This window comes from Azospirillum sp. B510, assembly GCF_000010725.1.
Classification (GTDB): Bacteria; Pseudomonadota; Alphaproteobacteria; order Azospirillales; family Azospirillaceae; genus Azospirillum; species Azospirillum lipoferum_B.
In genome coordinates this window covers 426,593-447,922 of record NC_013854.1, presented here as the reverse complement: position 1 = coordinate 447,922, position 21,330 = coordinate 426,593, and the positions used below count along the sequence as shown (strand labels likewise).

Sequence of the window (21,330 nt, the reverse complement as noted above, 5' to 3'; positions counted from 1 at the left end):
TGTCGGTCTCTCTTTTCGCTACCATGTTCTAATCATCTGCTTCACCATGTGGGTGAAGGTGCCGATCTCGATGGTGGAGGGCCTATGATGGATCTCGTTCTGCTCGGTGGTGCGGTGGCGACGGCTGCGGCGTTGGCCGGTCTGATCGCCACGATGCCCACGCCGAAACCGATTCCGATCCGCATCCGCGACCGGCGCCGTCAGCGTCGCTGATCTGTCCGCGTCGCGGGGTCGGCAGTCCGGCCGGTCCCGTTCCCAATCGACCGCTTGCCATCGCGGCGGGCGCCGCTTCAGTTCGGCGGCATCGCTCGCGGGGGCATCGCTGAGGTGAGGAAGCCGACGACCAGTTCCGACAGCTGACGGTGGATGGCCTCGCGGTTGCGGCCGTCCCCGTCGGTTCCGTCGCCATCCCGGCAGATCATCCCGTCCCCTGGGCTTGCGGCCTCCAGCAGCGGGATGGCGCCTGTCTTGCAAATGCCGAGAAAGCTGAAATGGCTGGCATCGGCGATCTCGACATAGCGCGCCTTGTCGCGCGGCAGCAGCGCCGCCAGATGGCGCGACTCCAGCTCCACCGGCATTTTCGGGTTGCCCGGACCGGCACCCAGCACCAGGAATGGCTTGTCGAGCGCGGCGAGGCTGGCCGGATCGAACCCCTGCGCCAAGCCCAGATCCAGCGTGACGACCGCCGCGATCCGCCGGTCCGCCAAGGCCGCACCTGACCAAGCCTGGGACGTCGGTGTCGGCGCGTTTGTGTCACCGCCCTCCAACGCGCCGATCTCCGGCCCGCAGGCCGCCATCGCCGGATGGGCCTTGCAGGCGGCCTCGTGGCGCCATGGCTCGAACCGTCCGCCGGCCAGCGCCACGGCGGTCCAGCCGCCGAGCGAATGGCCGATCACCGCCGCCCGGTCGGCGATGAGCAGCCCGGACCAGCGCGGCTCCCCGGTCAACCAGTCGATGACCCGGCTGATGTCGCCGGGACGCTTCCACAGCATGCTGGCTCCCGGCGGGGCCATGTCGCGGCTGGTCGATCCGGGATGGTTGGGGGCGGCGACGACATAGCCTTGGGCCACCAGACCGGCGGCCAGCCATTGCTGATTGGTCCAATTGCCGCCATAGCCGTGGGACAGCACCACCAGCCCATGCCGCCCCGGCCGTGGCGGGGCGCCGGCCCGCAGCGCCATCCCGGTCATGACCGGCGTATCGCCGACCAGCGTGGAGTCCCCCACCGGTTCCGCCGGATACCAGACCGCGACCTCAAGCGCGCGGTGCTCCGGCGTCGCCGGCAGGGCGAGCTTCTGGAAACCGATGACCGGCGGTTCGGCGGCCGGCTGGTCGGCATGGGCGGGAAGCGCCGGCGCCAGGACGGCGAGCGCCACGACAGCGAGCGCCAGGAGCGCGGAAGGCGGGAAACGCGTCATCTCGGCGCTCCGTAAGGGAAGAAAGTCAGCAGCCCAAGCCTCAGCGGTCCAGCCTCAGCGGTCCAGATCGCGGATCGCCCGGTTCAGTTCGAATTCCTTCGAGGCGACATAGGCCTCCATCCCGACGATCCGCTTCTCCATGTCGCGGAAGCGCTGGGTCAGGCCGGCGAGCGAACGGTCGGGCTTGGTCGACACCGTGCGCCAGAACGCCTCCTCCTCGGCATCGCGATAGAGCTGCGGCGGGCGCACCGGCAGCAGGATCAGCGCGATGACATAGGCGATCACCAGCGGCACCGAGAAGAAGAACAGGGCGACCAGCATCGCCAACCGGACGACGCCCGGCTGCACGCCGAAATAATCGGCCACACCGGTGCACACCCCGCCCAGCACCCCGCGCCGGGGGTCGCGATAGAGACGGTGCGGATTCGGCGAGTCGTAGGGGGACGCGCGGTCCATGGCGGCCTCGCTCCTTTCGCTGAGGTTCGGATTGGGGAAGGGGCAGGCGCCGAAGCGCTCAAACCTTGTTGCGCCAGTGCGGCGCCTCGGTGTCGAGCACGCGCTCCAGCGCATGGACGCGGGTCTCCAGCCGGTTGGAGATCTCCCACAGTTCGGCGAGCAGCCGTTCGTCCTGCGCGGACAGCCCGCGCTGGGAGCGCCATTTGGTGATGTAGTGGAAGACGATCCACACCGGCGCCACCACCACCAGGAACAGCACCGCGAGGACGAAACCCAGGAACCCCATGGTCGTCGGCCTTCTTATTATCGTGAGGGCTTGATGTCGTGAGGAGAGGGGGCGGAGCCATCAGGCCCCACCCCCAGGCGCCCGGTCAGCGCCCGGTCAGCGCCCGGTCAGCGGTTGCCGCGGGCGGCGATGCGGGCCTTCAGCGCGGCCAGATCGGCTTCGACCTTCTGCGCCGCCTCGATCTCGGCGATCTCCTCGGTCAGGCTCTTGGTGCGGCCGATGTCGTAGGATTCGACACGACCCTCCATCTCGTCCAGGTTGCGCTCCACCTGCTCGAAGCGCGACAGGGCGTCGTTGATCCGCTCGTCATGCAGCGCGGTGCGCAGCTTGACCCGGTTGGTCGCCGTCTGGGTCCGCGCCACCAGCGCCTTCTCGCGGGTCTTGGCGTCGGTCAGCTTGGCCTGGAGGCGGGCGATGTCCTCGTTGGCCTTGGCCAGCGCCGCTTCGACCTGCACCAGCTGCTCGGTCAGCGCGTCGGCCTGCTCCACCAGCTTGGCCTTGGCCATCAGCGCCCCCTTGGCCAGATCCTCGCGGCCGGCGGTCAGCGCCACCTCGGCCTTGCGGTCCCACTCGTCGCGCTCGCGGTGGAGATCGACGACGCGGCGTTCGATCTCCTTCTTCTCGGCGATGATCTTGACGGTGGAGGAGCGCACCTCGACCAGCGTGTCCTCCATCTCCTGGACGATCAGACGGATCAGCTTCTCCGGCTCCTCGGCGCGGTCGAGCAGGGAGTTGAGGTTCGACTGCACGATGTCGGTCAGGCGCGAAAAGATGCTCATGGTCGGTGTCCCGTCAATCAGCCGAGGATGGCGCCGGCGATGATGCCGGCGAAGAAGAACAGCCAGCTTTCCGCCGGCCGGGTCGCCAGGAATCTGCGCACGCGATGCAGCGTCTGGCGGCCCTGGGTGGTGTCGAAGCGGTCGCCGCCGTAGCGGCGGCGGAAATCGCTGAAGTCGCTCATGGATGACCTCCTTGCCATGCCACGGCTATCGCAACCGCCATGCCAGTTCCGCAGGACGGCACCAACCCGTTGCGATGCCTTGGCTTGGCCCGATCCGGCCGCCGGCACGCCCGAATTGCCGCATCGCCGATTCAGCGATATTATCGTCATAATGGCGAATAAGTTGCGGAATATGCGATGGCAACGGCTCCCCCCTCCCTGCTCGGCGAATCGCCGGCCTTCCAGATGGCGCTGGCCCATGTGTCGCGGGTGGCGCCGCTGGAACGGCCGGTGCTGGTCATCGGGGAGCGCGGCACCGGCAAGGAGCTGATCGCCGCCCGCCTGCATTACCTGTCGCAGCGGTGGGACCGCCCCTTCGTCAAGGTGAACTGTGCGGCCCTGCCCGAGTCGCTGCTCGATTCGGAGCTGTTCGGCCATGAGGCCGGGGCCTTCACCGGTGCCACCCGCCGGCAGACCGGCCGGATCGAGCAGGCCGACGGCGGCACCCTGTTCCTGGACGAGATCGCCACCGCCTCCCCCGCCGTTCAGGAGAAGCTGTTGCGCGCCGTCGAATATGGCGAGATCGAGCGGGTCGGCGGCCGCACCGCCACCGTCGATGTCCGGGTCGTCGGCGCGACCAACGCCGACCTGCCGGCGCTGGCCGCCGCCGGGCGGTTCCGCGCCGACCTGCTGGACCGGCTGGCCTTCGACGTGGTGACCCTGCCGCCGCTGCGCGCCCGTCCCGACGACATCCCGCCGCTGGCCGAGCATTTCGCCCGCGGCATGGTGCGCGAGCTGCAACGCCCGCTGTTCCCCGGCTTCACCGACGCGGCGCTGGATCGGCTGTGCCGCCATGACTGGCCGGGCAATGTGCGCGAGCTGCGCAACGCGGTGGAACGCTCGGTCGCCGCCGCCGATCCCGACGAGCCGCTGGACCACGTCATCCTCGATCCCTTCGAGTCGCCCTGGCGCCCGGCGGCGTCACCGACCGCCCGCCGGGAGGCGCCGCCGCCCCCGGAGGCGACTCCGGACCCGCCCCCGGAGGCGGCTGCCCCCCTCCCCGCCGACGGCGGCATCCTCGATCAGGTCCGGGCCTTCGAAGCGGCCATGCTGCGCGAGGCGCTGGAGCGCAACCGCTTCAACCAGCGCCAGACCGCCGAGACGCTGGGGCTCGGCTATCACCAGCTGCGCGGCATGCTGAAGAAGCACGGGCTGCTCCCGCCGCCGCCTCTGCGACCATAGGCCGTCCCCGGATCGCCCATATCCCGTGATATACCGGGGCCTCAACCGTCGAGAGAGCGGTTCATCACAATCAGGGAAGGGGATCATCACGATGGCCAGCAGCATCTCGGGACTTGAAATCCGCGGTCCGATCAAGCCCGGTTTCGAGGAGATCCTGACGCCGGAGGCGATGGCCTTCCTCGCCGAGCTGGAGGGGCGCTTCGGTCCGGAACGGTTGCGGCTGCTGGATGTGCGGACCAAACGGCAGGCGCTGCTCGACCAGGGGCACCGGCCCGATTTCCTGCCGGAGACCCGCGCCATCCGCGAAGCCGACTGGACCGTCAGCCCGCTGCCCGTCGATCTGCTCGACCGCCGGGTCGAGATCACCGGCCCGGTCGACCGCAAGATGGTCATCAACGCGCTGAACAGCGGCGCCAATGTCTTCATGGCCGATTACGAGGATGCGACCTGCCCGACCTGGAGCAATCTGGTCGAGGGGCAGATCAACATCCGCGACGCCGTGCGCCGGACCATCAGCCACGAGGACCCCGCCAGCGGCAGGAAATACCGCCTCGGCGACAAGACCGCGGTGCTGAAGGTCCGGCCGCGCGGCTGGCATCTGGAAGAGCGCCATGTGCTGATGGATGGCGAGCCGATGTCGGCCGCCCTCTTCGACTTCGGCCTGCATGTCTTCCACAACGCCAAGGAATTGCTGGCGCGCGGCAGCGGCCCCTATGTCTATCTGCCCAAGCTGGAAAGCCATTTCGAGGCGCGGCTGTGGCGCGAGGTCTTCCTGGTGGCGGAGGAGTATCTGCATCTGCCGCACGGCTCGATCAAGGCGACGGTGCTGATCGAGACCATCCTCGCCGCCTTCGAGATGGACGAGATCCTCTATGAGCTGCGCGAGCATTCCGCCGGCCTGAACTGCGGACGCTGGGACTATATCTTCAGCTTCATCAAGAAGTTCCGCAAGGATCCGGCCGCCGTCATGCCCGACCGGGCGGAGGTGACGATGGCCACCCCCTTCCTGTCGGCCTACAGCCAGCTCGCCGTCCGTACCTGCCACCGGCGCGGCGCGCCCGCCATCGGCGGCATGGCCGCCTTCATCCCGGTCAAGGGCGATCCGGAGGCCAACGAGGTCGCCTTCTCCCGCGTGCGCGCCGACAAGGAGCGCGAGGCGTCCAACGGCCATGACGGCACCTGGGTCGCCCATCCCGGACTGGTGCCGGTGGCCCGCGAGGTGTTCGACACCTACATGCCGACGCCGAACCAGATCGCCCGCAAACGCAGCGACGTGACCGTCACCGCCGCCGACCTGCTGGCGGTGCCCGCCGGGCCGAGAACCGAGACGGGCTTGCGCAACAACGTCGCGGTCGGCATCGGCTATATCGAGGCGTGGCTGCGTGGCCAGGGCTGCGTCCCGCTGTTCAACCTGATGGAGGACGCCGCCACGGCGGAGATCAGCCGCACCCAGCTCTGGCAGTGGGTCCACACCGGCACGGCGCTGGACGACGGGCGGATGGTGACGCTCGACCTCGTCGACCGCGTCATCGCCGAGGAGTTGGCGGCCTGGAAGGAGCGCGTCGGCGCCGACGCTTACGCCAGGGGCCGCCACGCCGATGCCGCCGCCCTGTTCCGCGATCTGGTCGCGCGCGAGGATTTCACCGACTTCCTGACCCTGCCGGCCTATGAGCGCGTGGTGGCCGAGGGGGCGTAAGCAAAGGGCAGCCGAAGCCTACTCCACCCGCCCCAGCCGCACCGTCAGCGGCCAGCGGATGCGCCGCTCCGTCGCCGGATCGCCCCACAGCGGCGCGATCTCCTCGGCGAAGGCCTCCAGCGGGTTGCGCCCGAGCGCCCTGGCCGCCGCCTTCACCCCCGACCAGGTGCTCATGTAGCCGAGCAGCCGGGGCAGCGGCCAGACCGCCTCCATCGCCAGCGCCGGCACCGGCAGTTCCGGAAAGGGGAATTCCAGGTCGCGGTAGCCGTTCACCACCTTCCAGCGGTCGGCCGGCCAATAGGGGCCGAGCGTGGCGTTGTGGAACCGCTCCACCGCTGCGTTCAGCGGCTGATCCTCAAGTTGCTGCAACGCGTAGCAGACCAGCGCCACCGCCGCCCCCGGCTTCGCCACCCGCCGCACCTCGGCGTGGAAGCGCTCCAGATCGAACCAATGCGCCGCCTGCGCCGCGACGATCAGGTCGCAGCAGCCGTCGGGCAGGCCGCTCTCCTCCGCCGGGGCGGCGGCATAGCGGACACGGTCATGCGGCTCCGCCTGGGCGATCTGCTCCGCGCTGGCGTCGGTGGCATGGACCGTCGCGAAATGCGCCGCCAGGGAAACCGAGAGCTGGCCGTTGCCGCAACCGGCGTCCCAAGCCGCGTCCCGCCCCGGCGCCGCATCGGCCAGCGCCGCCGCCAGCCCGTCGGGATAGGTCGGGCGGAAAAGGCGGTAATCACCGGCATGGCCGGAGAAATGGTCCTTGAAGACGGGCATGGAACGATCGGCCTTCCACGATTGGGCTTGGAATTTCCCGGCGCTTGAGGATAAACCCTGTGGGTTCGTCGCGGAACCCTCCCCGGAGCTCCCTGGGGTGCCCCGCATCTTTCCGCTGTGGCGCAGGCGCGCCGGGCGTGCTACCAAGCGCGCGTTTTTTCGTGCGCCTCGCCAACCACCCGTGTCCGGCATGCAGACCTTCCTGGAATTCGAAAAGCCGATCGCCGAGCTTGAAGGCAAGATCGAGGAGTTGCGGCACCTGACCAACGCCGGCGACATCAACATCGCCGACGAGGTCGCCAAGCTGCAGGCCAAGGTCGACAAGCTCCTGCGGCAGACCTACGCCAAGCTCACGCCCGCGCAGAAGGTTCAGGTGGCCCGCCACCCCAATCGGCCGCACTGCCTGGACTATGTGCATGGGCTGATCGAGGACTTCACGCCGCTGGCCGGCGACCGCCATTTCGCCGAGGACCGCGCGGTCATCGGCGGGCTGGGGCGCTTCCGCGGCCGCTCGGTGGTGGTGATCGGCCAGGAAAAGGGCAACGACACCGAATCGCGCGTCCGCCACAATTTCGGCATGGCCAAGCCGGAAGGCTACCGCAAGGCCCAGCGCCTGATGGATCTGGCCGACCGCTTCAAGCTGCCGGTCCTCTCGCTGGTCGACACCGCCGGCGCCTTCCCCGGCGTCCAGGCCGAGGAGCGCGGCCAGGCCGAGGCCATCGCCAAGAGCATCGAGCGCTGCCTGCGGCTGACCGTGCCGATGGTCGCCTCGGTCATCGGCGAGGGCGGGTCGGGCGGCGCCATCGCCATCGCCACCGCCGACCGCGTGCTGATGCTGGAACACGCGATATATTCGGTGATCTCGCCGGAAGGCTGCGCGTCGATCCTGTGGCGCAGCTCCGACATGGCGGGCGAGGCGGCCATCGCCCTGCGCCTGATCAGCCAGGACCTGAAGGAGCTGGGCGTCATCGACCAGGTGGTGAGCGAGCCGATCGGCGGCGCTCATCGCGACCCGGCCGAGACGATCCGGAAGTTGGGCGACTGCATCGAGGAATCGCTGGTCCAGATGGATGGGCTCGACGGCGCCACCCTGCGCGCCAAGCGCCGCGAGAAGTTCCTGGAGATGGGGCAGAAGGGGCTGGGCTGAGACCGGGTCCATATCCCCCCTCCCCCGCCCTGGGTAGGGGGGAGGGTTGGGAGGGGGCGGAGGCACCTCACCCCAGGAACCCGTGCAGGAACCAGCGCGGGGTCTCCCCCGGCCGATACAGGCCGGCGCGGAACAGCCAGAAGCGGCGGCCGTCCTCGTCCTCGACGCGATAATAGTCGCGCACGGCCAACCCCAGCGATCCTGCCGGACGCCACCATTCGCTTTCGATCCGCTCCGGCCCCTCGGCCCGGCAAACCCGGTGCCGCGTGCCGCGCCAGACGAAGTGGCGTGGCGGGTCGTCGGGCAGCGGGGCGATGGCCTCCACCGGTTCGGGCGGGGCCAGCAGGCGCGGAGGGCGCGGATGCCCGACCGGCCAGGGCTTCGGCGCCGGCAGCGTCTCCAAGGGCGGAAACGGCGCCACGCAGCGTTCCGGCAGCCAGCTTTCCCGCGGCACCAGCCGCAGCACCGCCCGTTCCCCCAACCGCAGGGTCAGCCGGTCGACCAGCGCGGCCAGCCCGTCATCGCTCCCCTCCCCATCGGTGCCGATCTGGATGGCGGCCAGCGGCCCGGTCTCCGTCGCCGACAGCACCAGCGTTTCCAGCCCCTGCCCCGGCCCCGGCTCTGGTTCGATCCGCTCGACCAGCGGGGCGAACAGCCGGGCCAATGCCGCCGGGTCGCGGGTCGGGCGGCTGGTGCCGAGCGTCAGGCTTTGCGGCTCGTCATCGACCCGCTGGTCGGTGCGGTGGACGTCCAGCCGCAGCCGTCGCACCCCCAGCCCCGCCGCCTCCAGCCCCCGACACAGCCGCCCCAGCAGATGGCGCAGCGCCCCGGCGATCGATTCGGCCGTGGCGATCGGCTCGGCGAAGGTCAGGCGCTCGCGGTGGTCGGACACCGGCCGGCGTGGGGAGATCGGCTCGTCCAGCCGACCGAAGGCCTGATCGTAGCGTCGCAGCAGCCCGGCGCCGAACCGCGCGGCCAGCCCGGCCCGCGGCATGGCGTGCAGATCGCCGATCCGGCGCAATCCCAACGCATGCAGCCCCTCCGCCGTCTCCGCCGCCAGGCGCAGGGCGGCCAGCGGCAGGCCGTCCAGCCGCTCCCGCCGCCGGTCGTCCGGGCCGCCGAAGCGCACCAGCCCCCAGGCGGCGGCCGGGGTATCGGCGATGGCGGCGCGGGCGGAGAAGCCGGCGGCGCGCAGCCGGCCGGTCAGGTCGGCGACCAGCGCCGGCTCGCCGCCCAGCAGATGGGCGCAGCCGGTGATGTCGATCACCACCCCGTCTGGCTCGTCCGCCGCCGCCCACGGGCTGTAGCGCCGCGCCCAGTCGGCGATGCGGCCGAGCAGAAGCGAATCGGCCTCCGGCGTGGCCTCCGCCACCTCCAGCGCCGGCTCCAGCGCGCGGGCGTCGCTGAGGCTATGGCCGGGTGCTATGCCCAGCGCCGCCGCCGCCCGGTTGACCGCGACCACCATCCGCCGCTGGCGCTCGGTCCGCAGCAGGGCGAAGGGGCGTCGCCGCGACTCGGGCGGCAGCAGCCGCTCCCGCGCGTCGGTCGGCAGGCGCGGCAGCCACAAGGCGAGGATGCGGCGACGTCCCCTCTCCCCAGGGGGAGCGGGGGATCGAGGAGGGGGGAGAAGGACAGGTGGCATGGGGAGCCCGGCGGACAAGAACAAACAACGAACATCCTAGCGCCGGCTTGACCGCAAGGGGAGTCTCTCCTTCGGGATCTCCTTGCCGAAATGGCTGGTGATGCCGACATTCCAGTCATGATCCCAGCTCCCCCGCCCCGTCTCCGCCCCCTGCTCGCGCTGGCCGTCCTGCTGGCGGCAGGCGCCTGCGCGCCTTCGGATCCACGCGGGGACCAGCCCGGCCGTGCCTCCGACAGCGCCCCCAACAGCACCCAGGCCTTCCCGCCGATCCACACCGAGACCTTCATCCCCGGCGGCGGCCGGCGGACCTGGAGCGGAATCCAGGCAGACCAGAACCAGGCGGACCAGTCGCGGGCCGACCGGCAGGCAAACCGCGGCTCGGACCGCGACTCGAACGACACCGGCCAGCCTCCGCCCAAGCGCCGGCGCGGCAGCTCGTCGCCGCCGCCGGATCCGGCCGCCCTGCCCCAACCGCCGCGCCCGGTGCCGCTGCCTCCCCCCCCCTCGTCGCAGAGCGCCACCGACGCCTTCAAGCGCGACCTGATCCGGCCGGAGGTCGACCGCATGCGCACCGACGACGCCATAGGGCGGCTCGATCCGCTGGGCCAGCGCGATCTGATGCGGCGCGAGAACGACCTGCGCCAATGGGGCGACCCGCTGGCGCGGTGACCTGCCCCATCCTGGCCACAGCACGGCGGCTTGACCCCGCACCGTCCCAGCCGCCATACCGGCTTGCGGAGCGGAACGGATGGGGATGCGGGCGCATGACGACGCTGACGGGAGCTTTCGGCACCGGGCTGACCACGCCGGTCTGGGTGCTGCAACATCTGCTGGGCATCCTCGGCATCGGCATGTGGGCCGGACAGGCCGGCGGCACCGCGGTCTGGCAGGTGCCGGCCGCCGCCGTGACCGCCGCGCTGGCGGCGGGCTTCGCCGCGCAGATGGGGCTGCGGCTGCCCTATGCCGGACCGGGACTCGCCGCCTCGCTGATCGTGGTCGGCTCGCTGGTGGCGCTGGGGGTGCGGGCGCCGGCCGTGCTGGCGGTGCTGGTCGCCGCGGTCGCCGCCCTGTTCCACGGCCACGCCCACCAGGGACCGCCGCTTTATTGGGCCGGATTCGCCGCCGGGCTGATGCTGGTCGCCTGCGGCGGGCTGGGGCTGTCCATCGCGGTGACGCAGGCCGAGTCGGAGCGGGCGGCGCGCTTGTGTGGCGGTGCGGTAGCAGTCGCCGGCGTTCTCGACCTCGTCGGGGTGATTTGACCGCTTGTGCCTTGAAATGACGGGGTTGCGCGGAGATCTTCAAGGGCACGCCCTTCCCACCTCCGGACGAAGGGGCAAGACGAACGGACCTCCCCGGTGCCCCGCGCAGACGCCCAGGCCTGCCCTCCCCCGCCGGCGCTTCCCTTGCCGGAGCATCGGGCCGATTCCGCCGCATCTTCCGCCATGCCCGCCCTCAGCCGCCGCCGTCTGATGGGCGGCCTGATGGGGGGCGCCGCCCTGGCGCCGCTGCTGGCCGACGGGCTGTCGGGCCGCCCCGCCGCCGCGCAGGAACTGCGCTATTTCCGCATCGGCACCGGCACCACCTCCGGCACCTATTTCCCCATCGGCGGGCTGATCGCCAACGCCATCTCCAACCCGCCCGGCTCCCGCCCCTGCGACAAGGGGGGAAGCTGCGGCATCCCCGGCCTGATCGTGGTGGCGCAGGCCAGCAACGGGTCGGTGGAGAATGTCGAGATGCTGCGCGCCGGCACGGTGGAGGCCGGCTTCGCCCAGGCCGACGTCGCCTATTGGGCCTATACCGGCACCGGCAGCTTCACCGGCAAGCGCCCCTTCCCGGAGCTGCGCTCGCTCGGCATGCTCTATGCGGAGGCGATCCAGGTCGTCGTCCGTTCCGACGGCTTCATCGACCACATGGCCGATCTGAAGGGCCGCAGCGTCTCCCTCGGCGAGGAGGGATCCGGCACGCTGGTGGAGGCGCGGCTGATCCTCGACGCCTACGGCCTGTCGGAAGGCACGGTCACACCGCTCTACCTGAAGCCCGGCACGTCGGCCGACCGGCTGGCGAAGGGGGAACTGGATGGTTTCTTCATGGTCGGCGGCTATCCGGTGGCGGCGGTCAGCGACGTGGCGGCGCGGGTGCCGATCCGGCTGGTGCCGCTGGACGGCGAGCCGGCCGAGCGGCTGCTGCGCACCCAGCGCTTCTACATCGAGCACGAGATCCCGGCCAACGCCTATCCCGGCAGCGCTCCCACCCCGACGCTGAGCCTGGGGGCGGAGCTGCTGACCCGCGCCGACCGCGACCCCGATCTGATCTATGGCGTCGTCCGCGCGCTGTGGCACGAGAACACCCGCCGGGTGCTGGCCGAAGGGCACCCGCAGGGCCGCAACTTCGACCCCGCCCGCGCGGTCGCCAACGTGTCGGTTCCCCTGCATCCGGGGGCCGAGCGCTATTACCGCGAGACGGGATTGCTGGGCAACGCCGCCAACGAGCCGGCGCGCCCGCCGGCAAGCGGCATCGACGCCGCCCCGGAAAAGGGCGCCTCCGGCCCCGACAGGGTTCGGAATGACCGGGCCCCGAATGGCCGCGCCCCGAATGACAGGGCCCCAAATGACAAGGCGGCCGACGACAAGGCCCCGCGCTGAGCGCCCCCCTCCCGCCACCGGCGGACAGGACGAAAGGACCGTTTCCGCAGGCCCCGCCGCTGGAATAGTCTGGCCGGAATCCGGTTGATCCTGTCGGACCATTCCGCGGGACGGACCGCAACGGACAGAGGGGGACGGGCATGCCGGCAGGCAATGGGGGACGCATCGCGATCCGTTCCGCCCGCGCCGCCGACGCCGCACGTTGCGCCGAAATCTTCCTGCATGGCCGCCTCCAGGCCTTCTCCTGGCAGCCCGCCGACCGATTCGGCCTCGACGATTATTATGATTGCGTGCGCGAGGATTCGGTGCTGGTCGCCGAGACGGACGGGACGGTGGTCGGTTTCGTCTCGCTCGACCCCAAGGCCGGCATAATCCACAACCTGTTCATCGACCCCGGATGGCACAAGCGCGGCATCGGCTCCGCCCTGCTGCGCGAGGCGCTGGGCCTGCTGCACGGCGCGCCGGGTCCGGCCGAACTGGCCTGCGCCGCCCGCAACGCCGCCGCCCGCGCCTTCTATGAACGCAACGGCTGGACTCCGGTGGCCGCCCCCTCCAACCAGCCGGACGCGCTGGTGCTCTACCGTCTATCACGGGCGGGATAAGGGGGCGCCGTCATACCGCCCGCCCCTCCGCCCCTCCCTGGACGAGTCTCGAAGACTCCGATGCGCGGGCTGTTTTCGTTTGCGGCGTTGCGGTAAAGTCGCGCCGCCATGCGAACCCTGTACCACCACCCGATCCACGCCCTGTCGCGCACCGCGCGCGTCATGCTCGCCGAGAAGGGCCTGCCCTTCGAACCCGTGGTCGAACGGCCATGGGAACGGCGCACCGACTTCCTGAAGCTGAACCCGGCCGCCGAGGTTCCGGTTCTGGTGGAGGAGGATGGGACGGTCGTCGCCGGCGGCCTCGCCGTGATCGAATATCTGGAGGAGGCCTATCCCGACACCCCGCTGCTGCCGCGCGAGATCGCGGCGCGGGCCGAGGTGCGGCGGGTCGCCGACTGGTTCCTGCAGAAGTTCGAGCGCGAGGTGACCGAGAATCTGGTCGGCGAGAAGCTGATCAAGCGGCTGTCCGGCCAGGGCCATCCCTTCGCCCCGGCGATTCGCGCCGGGCTGGCCAACGTCACCTATCATCTCGATTACATCGCCTTCCTGTCGGAACGCCGGCCCTGGCTGGCGGGGCCGGTCTTCACCCTGGCCGACATCGCCGCCGCGGTGCAGTTGTCCTGCCTGGACTATATCGACAATGTCCCGTGGGACCGCAGTCCGGAGGCCAAGGACTGGTACGCCCGGATCAAGTCGCGCCCCAGCTTCCGCGCGCTGCTGGCCGACAACATCACCGGCTGCCCACCGCCCAGGCACTATGCCGACCTGGATTTTTAACCGCCCGTTGGCATTTCGCCCATTAGGGGCATGGACCCGCCTCGGGTATCGAGCATAACGTACTCCCAAATCGTAGCTGGGAGAGTTTCCTCGATGCGTCTGCGCCGTTTTCCGACCGCCCCGGCCCGGCCGGTCCGGTCCCTGAAACCCGCCCTGATCGCCGGCGGCATGCTGGCGCTGGTCGCCGGCTGGTCGCCGGCCCAGGCCGCCCCCGCGGTCGACGATGCCGGCGCCAAGACCCTGGCCGCGTCGCTGAAGAAGGATCTCGCGCGCTGGTTCCCGCCGCCGAGCGAGGATGGCGACGGCGTCGGCTTCGAATGGGACGGCGAGCCCACGGTCAAGCCGGCGGGCGACCATTACGACGTCACCCTGCCCCGCCTGTCGGCGGAAGCCGGCGACGGCACGCTGTTCGACATCGGCACCGTCCTGCTGTCGGTCACGCCGAAGGATGACGGCCAGTATGGCGTGGCGATCACGCTGCCCTCGACGATGAAGGTGCAGAATCTGGGCGACAACGACGATTACGTCGATGCCGCCATCATCTCCATCGGCAAGCAGTCCTTCTCCAGCACCTGGTCGGGCACGCTGGAAACGCTGCTGGCGCTCGACGCCGCCTACAGCGACATCGCCATCGCCGCCGCCGACGGCAAGGGCAAGATCACCATCGCCTCCTTCACCACGGCCCAGGAACTGAAGCCGGAGGCCGGAACCGGCGGCGCCACGCTGTGGAGCGGGCCCGCCGCCGCCGCCCTGACCGGCCTGTCGGTCCAGGACGACAAGAACAAGGAATTCGTCAAGATCGGCAGCATCACCGGCGAGGCCACCTATAGCCGGATCGACCTGACCAAGATCAGCGAGTTGCAGAAGCTGTCGGAACAGGCCGCCGCCAAGGGCGCGCCCCCGAACAGCGGCGAGCTGCTGCCGAAACTTCAGGGACTCTTCGGCGGCTTCACCAGCGCGATGCGCCTGTCCAACCTGTCCTTCGTCAATCCCGAGGATGGCACGACGGTCAAGCTGGGACAATTCGCCGCCACCAGCAGCCTGACCGACCTCGACAAGGACCAGTCGACGGCCAGCATGGGCCTGGAGGCCCGCGACTTCGTCATGACGCCGTCGCCCGCCCCCGCCGCCTTCACCCCGCGCGCCTTCGAGATGAAGCTGTCGGTCGCCAAGCTGCCGAACGCCGCCCTGTGGAAGGCCTTCACCGACCTGGCCAAGAGCGCCGAGGCGGAAGAGACCCCGCCCAAGAAGGGCGGCAAGACCAAGCCGGCCGCCGCCCCAACGCCCGATCCGGCCGACGCCGCCATGATGCAGGCGATGGCCGCGATGGGGCAGGCCGGGACCGAACTGCGCATCGACGCGCTGAATCTCGACACCCCGGCCTCCGCCGGCACCGCCAGCGGCGCGCTGCGGGTCGCCACCGGAGCCGCCTTCGGCGTCGCGGGCGGCGCCAACGTGGTGCTGCGCGGCATCGACACGGCGGTGAAGGCGATGCAGCCGGCACCGGGCGCCAAGGCCGACAAGGAGACCCAGGATCTGCTGGGCGGTCTGGCGATGGTCCAGGCCCTGGGCCAGGCCGGCAAGGACGACAGCGGCGCCGACATCCGCACCTACAAGATCGACGTGACGGAAACCGGCCAGATCCTGCTGAACGGCGCCGACATGACCGCGCTGCTGGGCGGCGGCGCCGAGCCCGCCCCGGCTCCGGCCCCGGCGGAAAAGCCGAAGAAGAAGTAAGGGGACCGCGACACCCCGCCGCGCACCTCCCGCGGTTGCACGCCACAAGCCTCTTGAACGGCGGAGACGCTTTCACATATCTCCGCCGTCTTGACGCAACCACCCGTGCAAAAACCAACGAAGGTGCCCCCAATGACCGAGGAACGGCTCAGTTTTCAAGCCGAGGTCAGCCGTCTGCTCGACATCGTCGCCCACTCGCTCTACAGCGAGAAGGAAGTCTTCCTGCGCGAACTGGTCTCCAACGCGTCGGACGCCTGCGACCGCCTGCGCTACGCCGCGCTGACCCAGCCCGAACTCTCGGCCGACGATCCGACCCTCAAGGTCCGCCTGCTGGTCGACAAGGATGCGCGGACCCTGACCGTCGCCGACAACGGCATCGGCATGAACCGCGGAGATCTGGTCGAGAATCTCGGCACCATCGCCCGCTCCGGCACCGCCGCCTTCATGAAGTCGCTGGAGGGTGCGGAGAAGGGTGACGGCAAGAAGGACGTCAACCTGATCGGCCAGTTCGGCGTCGGCTTCTATTCCGCCTTCATGGCCGCCGACACGGTCACCGTGCTGACCCGCAAGGCCGGCGAGGCCACCGGCTGGCGCTGGGAATCCGACGGCAAGGGCGAGTTCACGATCTCCGAGGCCGACGGCCTGTCGCGCGGGACGAGGATCGTCCTGCATCTGCGCGACGGCGACGACGAGTATCTCGACGAGACCCGGCTCGGCGGCATCGTCCGCAAATATTCCGACCACATCGCCATCCCGATCCTGTTCGGCGAGGGCGAGGACGCCAAGGCGCTGAACAGCGCGTCGGCCCTGTGGACGCGGTCGAAGTCGGAGATCACCGCCGACCAGTACAAGGAATTCTACCACCATGTCGGCCACGCCTTCGACGAGCCGTGGCTGACCCTGCATTGGCGGGCCGAAGGGGCGCTGGAATACACCAACCTGCTCTATGTCCCCTCGACCAAGCCCTTCGACCTGTTCGACCCCAAGCGTGCCCACCGGGTGAAGCTGTACGTCAAGCGCGTCTTCATCACCGACGCGGCCGAGGGGCTGATCCCGCCCTATCTGCGCTTCCTGCGCGGCGTGGTCGACAGCGAGGATCTGCCGCTGAACATCAGCCGCGAGATGCTCCAGCACAACCCGATGCTGGCCAAGATCAAGGCCGGCATCACCCGGCGCGTGCTGTCGGAGCTGTCGAAGAAGGCCAAGGACGGCGAGAACGCCGCCGAATATGACAGCTTCTGGGAGAATTTCGGCGCGGTGCTGAAGGAGGGCCTCTATGAGGACTACGAGCACCGGGACGAGCTGCTGAAGCTGCTGCGCTTCCGCACCACCGCCGGCGACGATCTCGTCTCGCTGGAGCAGTATGTCGGCCGCATGAAGGAGGGCCAGGACGCCATCTACACCATCAGCGGCGACGACATCGACACCCTGCTGCGCAGCCCGCAGTTGGAAGGCTTCAAGGCCAAGGGTGTGGAGGTCCTGCTGCTGACCGACCCGGTCGACGAGTTCTGGATGCCGTCGGTCGGCGTCTATGACGGCAAGCCCTTCAAGTCGGTGACCCGCGGCGGCGCCGACCTCGGCAAGATCAAGGGCGAGGAGTCCGGGAAGCCGGAGGAGAAGGCGCCGGAGGGCGAGCTGACCGACCTCTTGGCCCTGCTGAAGCTGACCCTGTCCGACGCGGTGAAGGATGTCCGCAAGTCCGAGCGTCTGACCGACAGCGCCGTCTGTCTGGTCGCCGACGACAACGACATGGACATGCATCTGGAACGCCTGCTGAAGCAGCACAAGCAGCTCAACGGCGAGGCCGGCAAGCGCATCCTGGAGATCAACCCGTCGCACGCCCTGATCAAGCGGCTGGCCGACCGGGCCAAGGGCGGCGGCGCCACCGACGCGCTGGAGGATGCGGCGTGGCTGCTGCTGGACCAGGCCCGCATCGTCGAGGGCGAGCCGCTGCCCGACCCCGCCGCCTTCGCCCGCCGCCTGGCGAGCGCGATGGAGAAGGGGCTGGCGTAAATCCCTCCCTTTCTCCCTTGCCTGAAGCGCGGGACCAAGCCCTCTCCTCTCCGGAGGAGGGGGCTTTTTTCATGCGCGGAGTCTCGTGCCCCCGCCCTCCCCGCACGGTTGCGACGCGGCAATCCACCCCAAGTGGAAATTCATTTGCACCAATCGATATTGAACAATTCTGGAAATACTGTGAATATGCAGAAAATATATAATCATATCTATGCGGATAATAAAGCGAAGCACGGTGAAATTTAGCGGATTTCCCCACAGGCTCTACATGCGCTTTGTCATATTACCTCCCCAAACCTGCCGCTGGGCGGTTGTTTTTTCGGTTGATAGCGGTCTTTTTGACCAAGCCCCAAAGCGGTCTTTACGTTTCTGATAAGTCGTTGGCTTGGCGTCACCGGGGGATCGCCTGGGTTGGAAGACCCGGCGCGGCAAGGGAGGGAAGGAAAACATGGCGAACAGCGGCGCGTTCACACGGGTCAAGGAATGGAATGACGTCAATTCCGGCCTGCGTCTGGCCAATGCCGGCGGCTTCGTCGACAAGATCCGCAAGGCGATGACCGATCTGGACGAGTCGACCGCCAACGACTTCATGCGCGTGCTCCAGATTCCCCGGTCCGGCATGACCATGCCCGGCACCAAGGACCACCGTGATCGCGCCAGGGCGGTGCTTCTCATCCAACTGCTGCTCGGCGAAACCACGACGGCCGACGCGCCGACCGTCCGCGCCACCTTGTTGAGCAAGTCCGACGGCGATCTCGACGGCCTGATCCGCGGCAAGGCTGCTGCCGTCGGCCGCGCCGCTCCGCCCTCCGTCCAGCCGGAACTGTCCCTTGCCCTGGTGCAGCCGCCGTCGCCGCCGCCGTCCCGGATCATGACCGTCGCCCCGCCGGCCCGGCCGGCTCCCCTGTTCCGTTTCCGGCAGGCCGCCACCAAGGTCCGCGCCGACATCCACGAGAAGAACGCCCCCCTGCGGCAGGCGCGGTCGCTCGCGGATGGCGAGAAGTCGGCCTTGAAGACCAAACTCGACAATTTCCTGACCACCGGCGACCTTCTCGACGTCCAGGGCAGCCTGTTTCTTCTCCAGGGGCACATCCAGGCGATGCTCGAAGGGGTCGAGGCGGCTTACGGCGAATTTGAAAAGGCGATGATCAAGGACGGCGAGGCGGAGAAGGCCAAGGTCGGGCTCGCCCTGTCGATCGTCCGGTCAGGCCTGATCCTGGCCGGCGGCCCCCTGGCGGATGTCGCCGTACGGCTGATCGGTCATATCGTCGAGGTGTCGGCCCAGACCGCGAAGGACGCGCTGAAATCAGGCATCGAAGCGACCGTGACCACCGGGCTGTTCGAATACAGCAAGGCGCCGGACAGCAGCTGGGCCGAGGCCAGCCGGGTCGTCAGCCCGCCCACCCTCAACCAATCCATCATTCACCGCGCCGCGCGGTCATTCCGCAGGAACGTGGCGGATCGGGCGATGAACATCACCGGCGTTCCGGGGAAGGCCCAGATCAAGGTCACGATCATGAACCGGTTCGGCGACATGATCCTTGAGATGACCCAACACCTGAAGCACGCGCTGTTCGACACCATCATGACGGTGAAGGACCGGTCGGGGTCGACGGTGCCACGTCTCGCCGTCCTGGCCGGAAATCTCGGCCATCGCACGCTCGAAGGCACCATGGACAGGAATGTCTATGCGATCGTCGACATCTTCATCGAGCATGTGACCAGCACGGCGCCCCAGCTCCTGCTCCTGCACGGCGCCCATCGCGGCATCGACACCTATCTCGACGAGCTGCGCCGGACGGTGAAGACCGAATGGGTGAGCACCTTCAACGTGCCAGCCTCCAGCGTCACGCCCGGCGACGCCAAAGCCTTCGCGGAGCTGTGCGAGATCAAGATGTGGTGCCGGGTGATCGCGAACGAAAGGCTCAGCGGACGCAACCGCAAGCCCAAGGATGCCTGCGTGCAACGGTTGGACGCGACCGGGCTGATCAAGATCTGGAAGCAGTCGGTCAAAGGAAGCATGGGCTTCTCCAGCGCCGACGACGCCCGTGTCCGGCAGCAGATCTATACCGCCGGCAAGCTGCGCTACCATGGTTCGACCTGGGAAGTCGAAGCGCTGGTCAAGCTGGCGGAATGGATCGACGACGACGAGAACGTCAACATCGCCAAGATCGGCATCGGCATGATGACGCTGAGGGACGTGCAGCAGAAAATTCGGAAATACGCCCGCGATCTGACCTACGCGCGCGACAAGGACAACCGGGACCTCCGGCTTTCCGCTCCCTGATTGGCCGCTCCCCGATTGGCCGCCCCCTGATTGGCCACCCCCCGATTGGCCGCCCCCTGATTGGCCACCCGGCGGACGGGGAGCCGGCTACCCCCGCCCGACCCGCGCCGGGGGAAAGACCAACGACATTGTGGTGCCGTCGTCGCAGCGGCTGACGATGTCCAGCCGGCCGCCATGCAGTTCGATCAGCCGCTTGGTCAAGGGCAGCCCCAGCCCGCTGCCGACCTGGACGCGGGCCAGCGCGCTGTCGATTTGGCCCCAGGGTTCCAGCGCCTTGGCCAGCTCCTCCCCGGTCATGCCGATGCCGGTATCATGGACCGACAGCCACAAGGCGCCGTCCGCCGCCATATGGGCGCCGAGCGTCACCACCCCGTCGGCCGGGGTGAACTTCACCCCGTTGGACAGCAGGTTCAACAGCATCTGACGCAGCTTGCGCTCATCCGCGCGCAGAGGCGGCAGATCCAGCGGCACGGTGGTGGCGATGCGCACGCCATGGCGCGCCGCCCGCTCGGCCAGCAGCCGCGCCGCGCCGATCGCCACCCGCACCACGTCCACCGTCCCCTCCACCAGCTCCAGCCGATCGGCATCGGCCTTGGACAGGTCGAGCAGGTCGTTGATCAGCTCCATCAGGTGCCGGCCGCTTTCGGCGATGTCGCGGGCGTATTCACGGTAGAGCGGAATGGCGTGCGGCCCCAGCACCTCCTGCTCCAGCAGTTCGGCGAACCCCATCATCGCGGTCAGCGGCGTACGGATCTCGTGGCTCATGTTGGCGAGGAAGGCGGTCTTGGCCCGGATCGCCCGCTCGGCCTTCTGGCGCGCCTCCTCCAACTGGCGGGCGCGCAGATCCGTCTGTTCGGCCGAACGCGCCATCAGCCCGGTCACCGTGCCGACGCCGAGATACCGGCCCTGCTCCACCACCAGGAAGCCGGTCGCCAGAGCCGATGGCTTCAGCCGGGCCAGCCGCCGTCCAATCTCCGCCAGCGGAGTCGCCGCTTCGATCACCAGCGGTTGCCGGTCGATCAGGGTGGAGACCGGCAGCTCGCGCTCCGGTCCGAGGGGGCCTTCCCCCCCGCCATCGGGCAGAAGCCGGCGGCGCTCCAACAGCCCGGCGACATGGCCGTCGGCATCAACCACCGGCAGGGCGGCAAGCTCCGGCTGGCGCAGGAACCGGGCCAGGGCGGCACCACATTCCTCGGCCGGCGCCAGCGGTGCCACCGGAACGGCCAGCCCGGCGGCGGTGAAAGCAGGTTCGTCGGCAGGCTGTTCGATCAGGATCGCCGGAACGGAGGACGGAAAATCGAATGGCGTCATCGCGGCTCCGCTCTCCCCTTCCGTCAGGTTCGTTTCACAGCCCGTGCCAGCCATTTTCCTACAGGTCGGATCGCAGGGCATGGCTTTCAACAAAGCTTAGCAATGGATCATGAGCAATTGGTTTCCACCCCAACCGTCGGTTCCCGCCGCACATTGCGGCAAAAATCCCATATTCCCGTCGCGAACGCCGTCTTTCGCCCGGTCCGCCGGCTATCAGCCAGCGGAAAGCTGGGCGTTTGAGAATGCCTCCGAAACACAGTATGATGGTCGGGTATTCGGGATGCCGCGAGCGGCCGTCCCCGGCCCATCGCCGGGCCGGCGGTTTTTCCTGGCATACCGGGCATCAGGGGGACCGGAGGGGCG

20 protein-coding genes are annotated in these 21,330 nt (G+C 69.2%); 12 read left to right on the top strand and 8 right to left on the bottom strand.

Features of this window, described 5'->3' with window-relative positions; genetic code table 11:
- The first annotated feature begins 84 nt into the window (after positions 1 to 84).
- A complete protein-coding gene (locus AZL_RS37370; RefSeq protein ID WP_014246717.1) occupies positions 85 to 213 on the top strand; it encodes a hypothetical protein in 129 nt (42 codons plus the stop codon).
- Between the two features lie 77 nt (positions 214 to 290).
- On the opposite strand, the gene AZL_RS02095 is transcribed toward AZL_RS37370, so the two are convergent.
- From AZL_RS02095 to AZL_RS36560, 5 genes are all read right to left on the bottom strand, one after another.
- Positions 291 to 1,418: an alpha/beta hydrolase family protein gene (locus AZL_RS02095; protein WP_012973022.1), complete on the bottom strand. Its 1,128-nt coding sequence runs from the start codon at positions 1,416 to 1,418 to the stop codon at positions 291 to 293.
- 54 nt (positions 1,419 to 1,472) lie between these two features.
- Positions 1,473 to 1,874, bottom strand: coding sequence for an envelope stress response membrane protein PspC (gene pspC, locus AZL_RS02090; RefSeq protein ID WP_012973021.1), 402 nt, complete (start codon positions 1,872 to 1,874; stop codon positions 1,473 to 1,475).
- Positions 1,875 to 1,932: 58 nt separating this feature from the next.
- Complete coding sequence (gene pspB / locus AZL_RS02085; protein ID WP_012973020.1) at positions 1,933 to 2,160, bottom strand: envelope stress response membrane protein PspB; 228 nt, start codon at positions 2,158 to 2,160, stop codon at positions 1,933 to 1,935.
- A 107-nt stretch (positions 2,161 to 2,267) separates the two neighbouring features.
- Positions 2,268 to 2,939 (bottom strand): phage shock protein PspA, encoded by a 672-nt coding sequence (gene pspA, locus AZL_RS02080; protein ID WP_012973019.1) that lies wholly within the window; start codon positions 2,937 to 2,939, stop codon positions 2,268 to 2,270.
- A gap of 17 nt (positions 2,940 to 2,956) precedes the next feature.
- Complete coding sequence (locus AZL_RS36560; RefSeq protein WP_173380465.1) at positions 2,957 to 3,121, bottom strand: hypothetical protein; 165 nt, start codon at positions 3,119 to 3,121, stop codon at positions 2,957 to 2,959.
- 177 nt (positions 3,122 to 3,298) lie between these two features.
- On the opposite strand from AZL_RS36560, the gene pspF reads away from it, so the two are divergent.
- Positions 3,299 to 4,342 (top strand): phage shock protein operon transcriptional activator, encoded by a 1,044-nt coding sequence (gene pspF, locus AZL_RS02075; protein WP_012973018.1) that lies wholly within the window; start codon positions 3,299 to 3,301, stop codon positions 4,340 to 4,342.
- A gap of 91 nt (positions 4,343 to 4,433) precedes the next feature.
- Complete coding sequence (gene aceB / locus AZL_RS02070) at positions 4,434 to 6,038, top strand: malate synthase A (protein WP_012973017.1); 1,605 nt, start codon at positions 4,434 to 4,436, stop codon at positions 6,036 to 6,038.
- A gap of 18 nt (positions 6,039 to 6,056) precedes the next feature.
- On the opposite strand, the gene AZL_RS02065 is transcribed toward aceB, so the two are convergent.
- Positions 6,057 to 6,809, bottom strand: coding sequence for a class I SAM-dependent methyltransferase (locus AZL_RS02065; protein WP_012973016.1), 753 nt, complete (start codon positions 6,807 to 6,809; stop codon positions 6,057 to 6,059).
- A 190-nt stretch (positions 6,810 to 6,999) separates the two neighbouring features.
- Between AZL_RS02065 and AZL_RS02060 the strand changes: the two genes are divergently transcribed.
- A complete protein-coding gene (locus tag AZL_RS02060; RefSeq protein ID WP_012973015.1) occupies positions 7,000 to 7,956 on the top strand; it encodes an acetyl-CoA carboxylase carboxyltransferase subunit alpha in 957 nt (318 codons plus the stop codon).
- A 67-nt stretch (positions 7,957 to 8,023) separates the two neighbouring features.
- Here the strand turns inward: AZL_RS02060 and AZL_RS02055 are convergent, their stop codons facing one another.
- On the bottom strand, positions 8,024 to 9,523 hold the full coding sequence (locus AZL_RS02055; protein ID WP_247894250.1) for a DNA polymerase Y family protein: 1,500 nt from the start codon (positions 9,521 to 9,523) through the stop codon (positions 8,024 to 8,026).
- Positions 9,524 to 9,715: 192 nt separating this feature from the next.
- Here AZL_RS02055 and AZL_RS02050 point away from each other — a divergent pair, with 192 nt between their 5' ends.
- The 8 genes from AZL_RS02050 (at position 9,716) to AZL_RS02015 (ending at position 19,656) form a co-directional block, all read left to right on the top strand.
- The gene (locus AZL_RS02050) at positions 9,716 to 10,267 is read left to right on the top strand and encodes a hypothetical protein (RefSeq protein ID WP_148219166.1); all 552 of its coding nucleotides are present in this window, start codon (positions 9,716 to 9,718) and stop codon (positions 10,265 to 10,267) included.
- A 95-nt stretch (positions 10,268 to 10,362) separates the two neighbouring features.
- A complete protein-coding gene (locus AZL_RS02045; protein WP_042442362.1) occupies positions 10,363 to 10,857 on the top strand; it encodes a HupE/UreJ family protein in 495 nt (164 codons plus the stop codon).
- A 183-nt stretch (positions 10,858 to 11,040) separates the two neighbouring features.
- Entirely contained in the window at positions 11,041 to 12,240 is a 1,200-nt protein-coding gene (locus AZL_RS02040; protein WP_247894249.1) for a TAXI family TRAP transporter solute-binding subunit, read from the top strand.
- Between the two features lie 140 nt (positions 12,241 to 12,380).
- Positions 12,381 to 12,842: a GNAT family N-acetyltransferase gene (locus AZL_RS02035; protein ID WP_012973010.1), complete on the top strand. Its 462-nt coding sequence runs from the start codon at positions 12,381 to 12,383 to the stop codon at positions 12,840 to 12,842.
- A gap of 108 nt (positions 12,843 to 12,950) precedes the next feature.
- On the top strand, positions 12,951 to 13,619 hold the full coding sequence (locus AZL_RS02030; RefSeq protein WP_012973009.1) for a glutathione S-transferase family protein: 669 nt from the start codon (positions 12,951 to 12,953) through the stop codon (positions 13,617 to 13,619).
- A gap of 93 nt (positions 13,620 to 13,712) precedes the next feature.
- On the top strand, positions 13,713 to 15,356 hold the full coding sequence (locus AZL_RS02025; RefSeq protein ID WP_148219164.1) for a hypothetical protein: 1,644 nt from the start codon (positions 13,713 to 13,715) through the stop codon (positions 15,354 to 15,356).
- Positions 15,357 to 15,488: 132 nt separating this feature from the next.
- A complete protein-coding gene (gene htpG / locus AZL_RS02020) occupies positions 15,489 to 17,369 on the top strand; it encodes a molecular chaperone HtpG (protein WP_012973007.1) in 1,881 nt (626 codons plus the stop codon).
- A gap of 448 nt (positions 17,370 to 17,817) precedes the next feature.
- On the top strand, positions 17,818 to 19,656 hold the full coding sequence (locus AZL_RS02015) for a hypothetical protein (protein ID WP_012973006.1): 1,839 nt from the start codon (positions 17,818 to 17,820) through the stop codon (positions 19,654 to 19,656).
- An 87-nt stretch (positions 19,657 to 19,743) separates the two neighbouring features.
- Here AZL_RS02015 and AZL_RS02010 read toward each other — a convergent pair whose 3' ends face one another.
- Positions 19,744 to 20,967 carry a sensor histidine kinase gene (locus AZL_RS02010; protein ID WP_042442360.1) on the bottom strand — a complete coding sequence of 408 codons (1,224 nt, stop codon included), beginning with the start codon at positions 20,965 to 20,967 and terminating at the stop codon, positions 19,744 to 19,746.
- Positions 20,968 to 21,330: the final 363 nt, after the last annotated feature.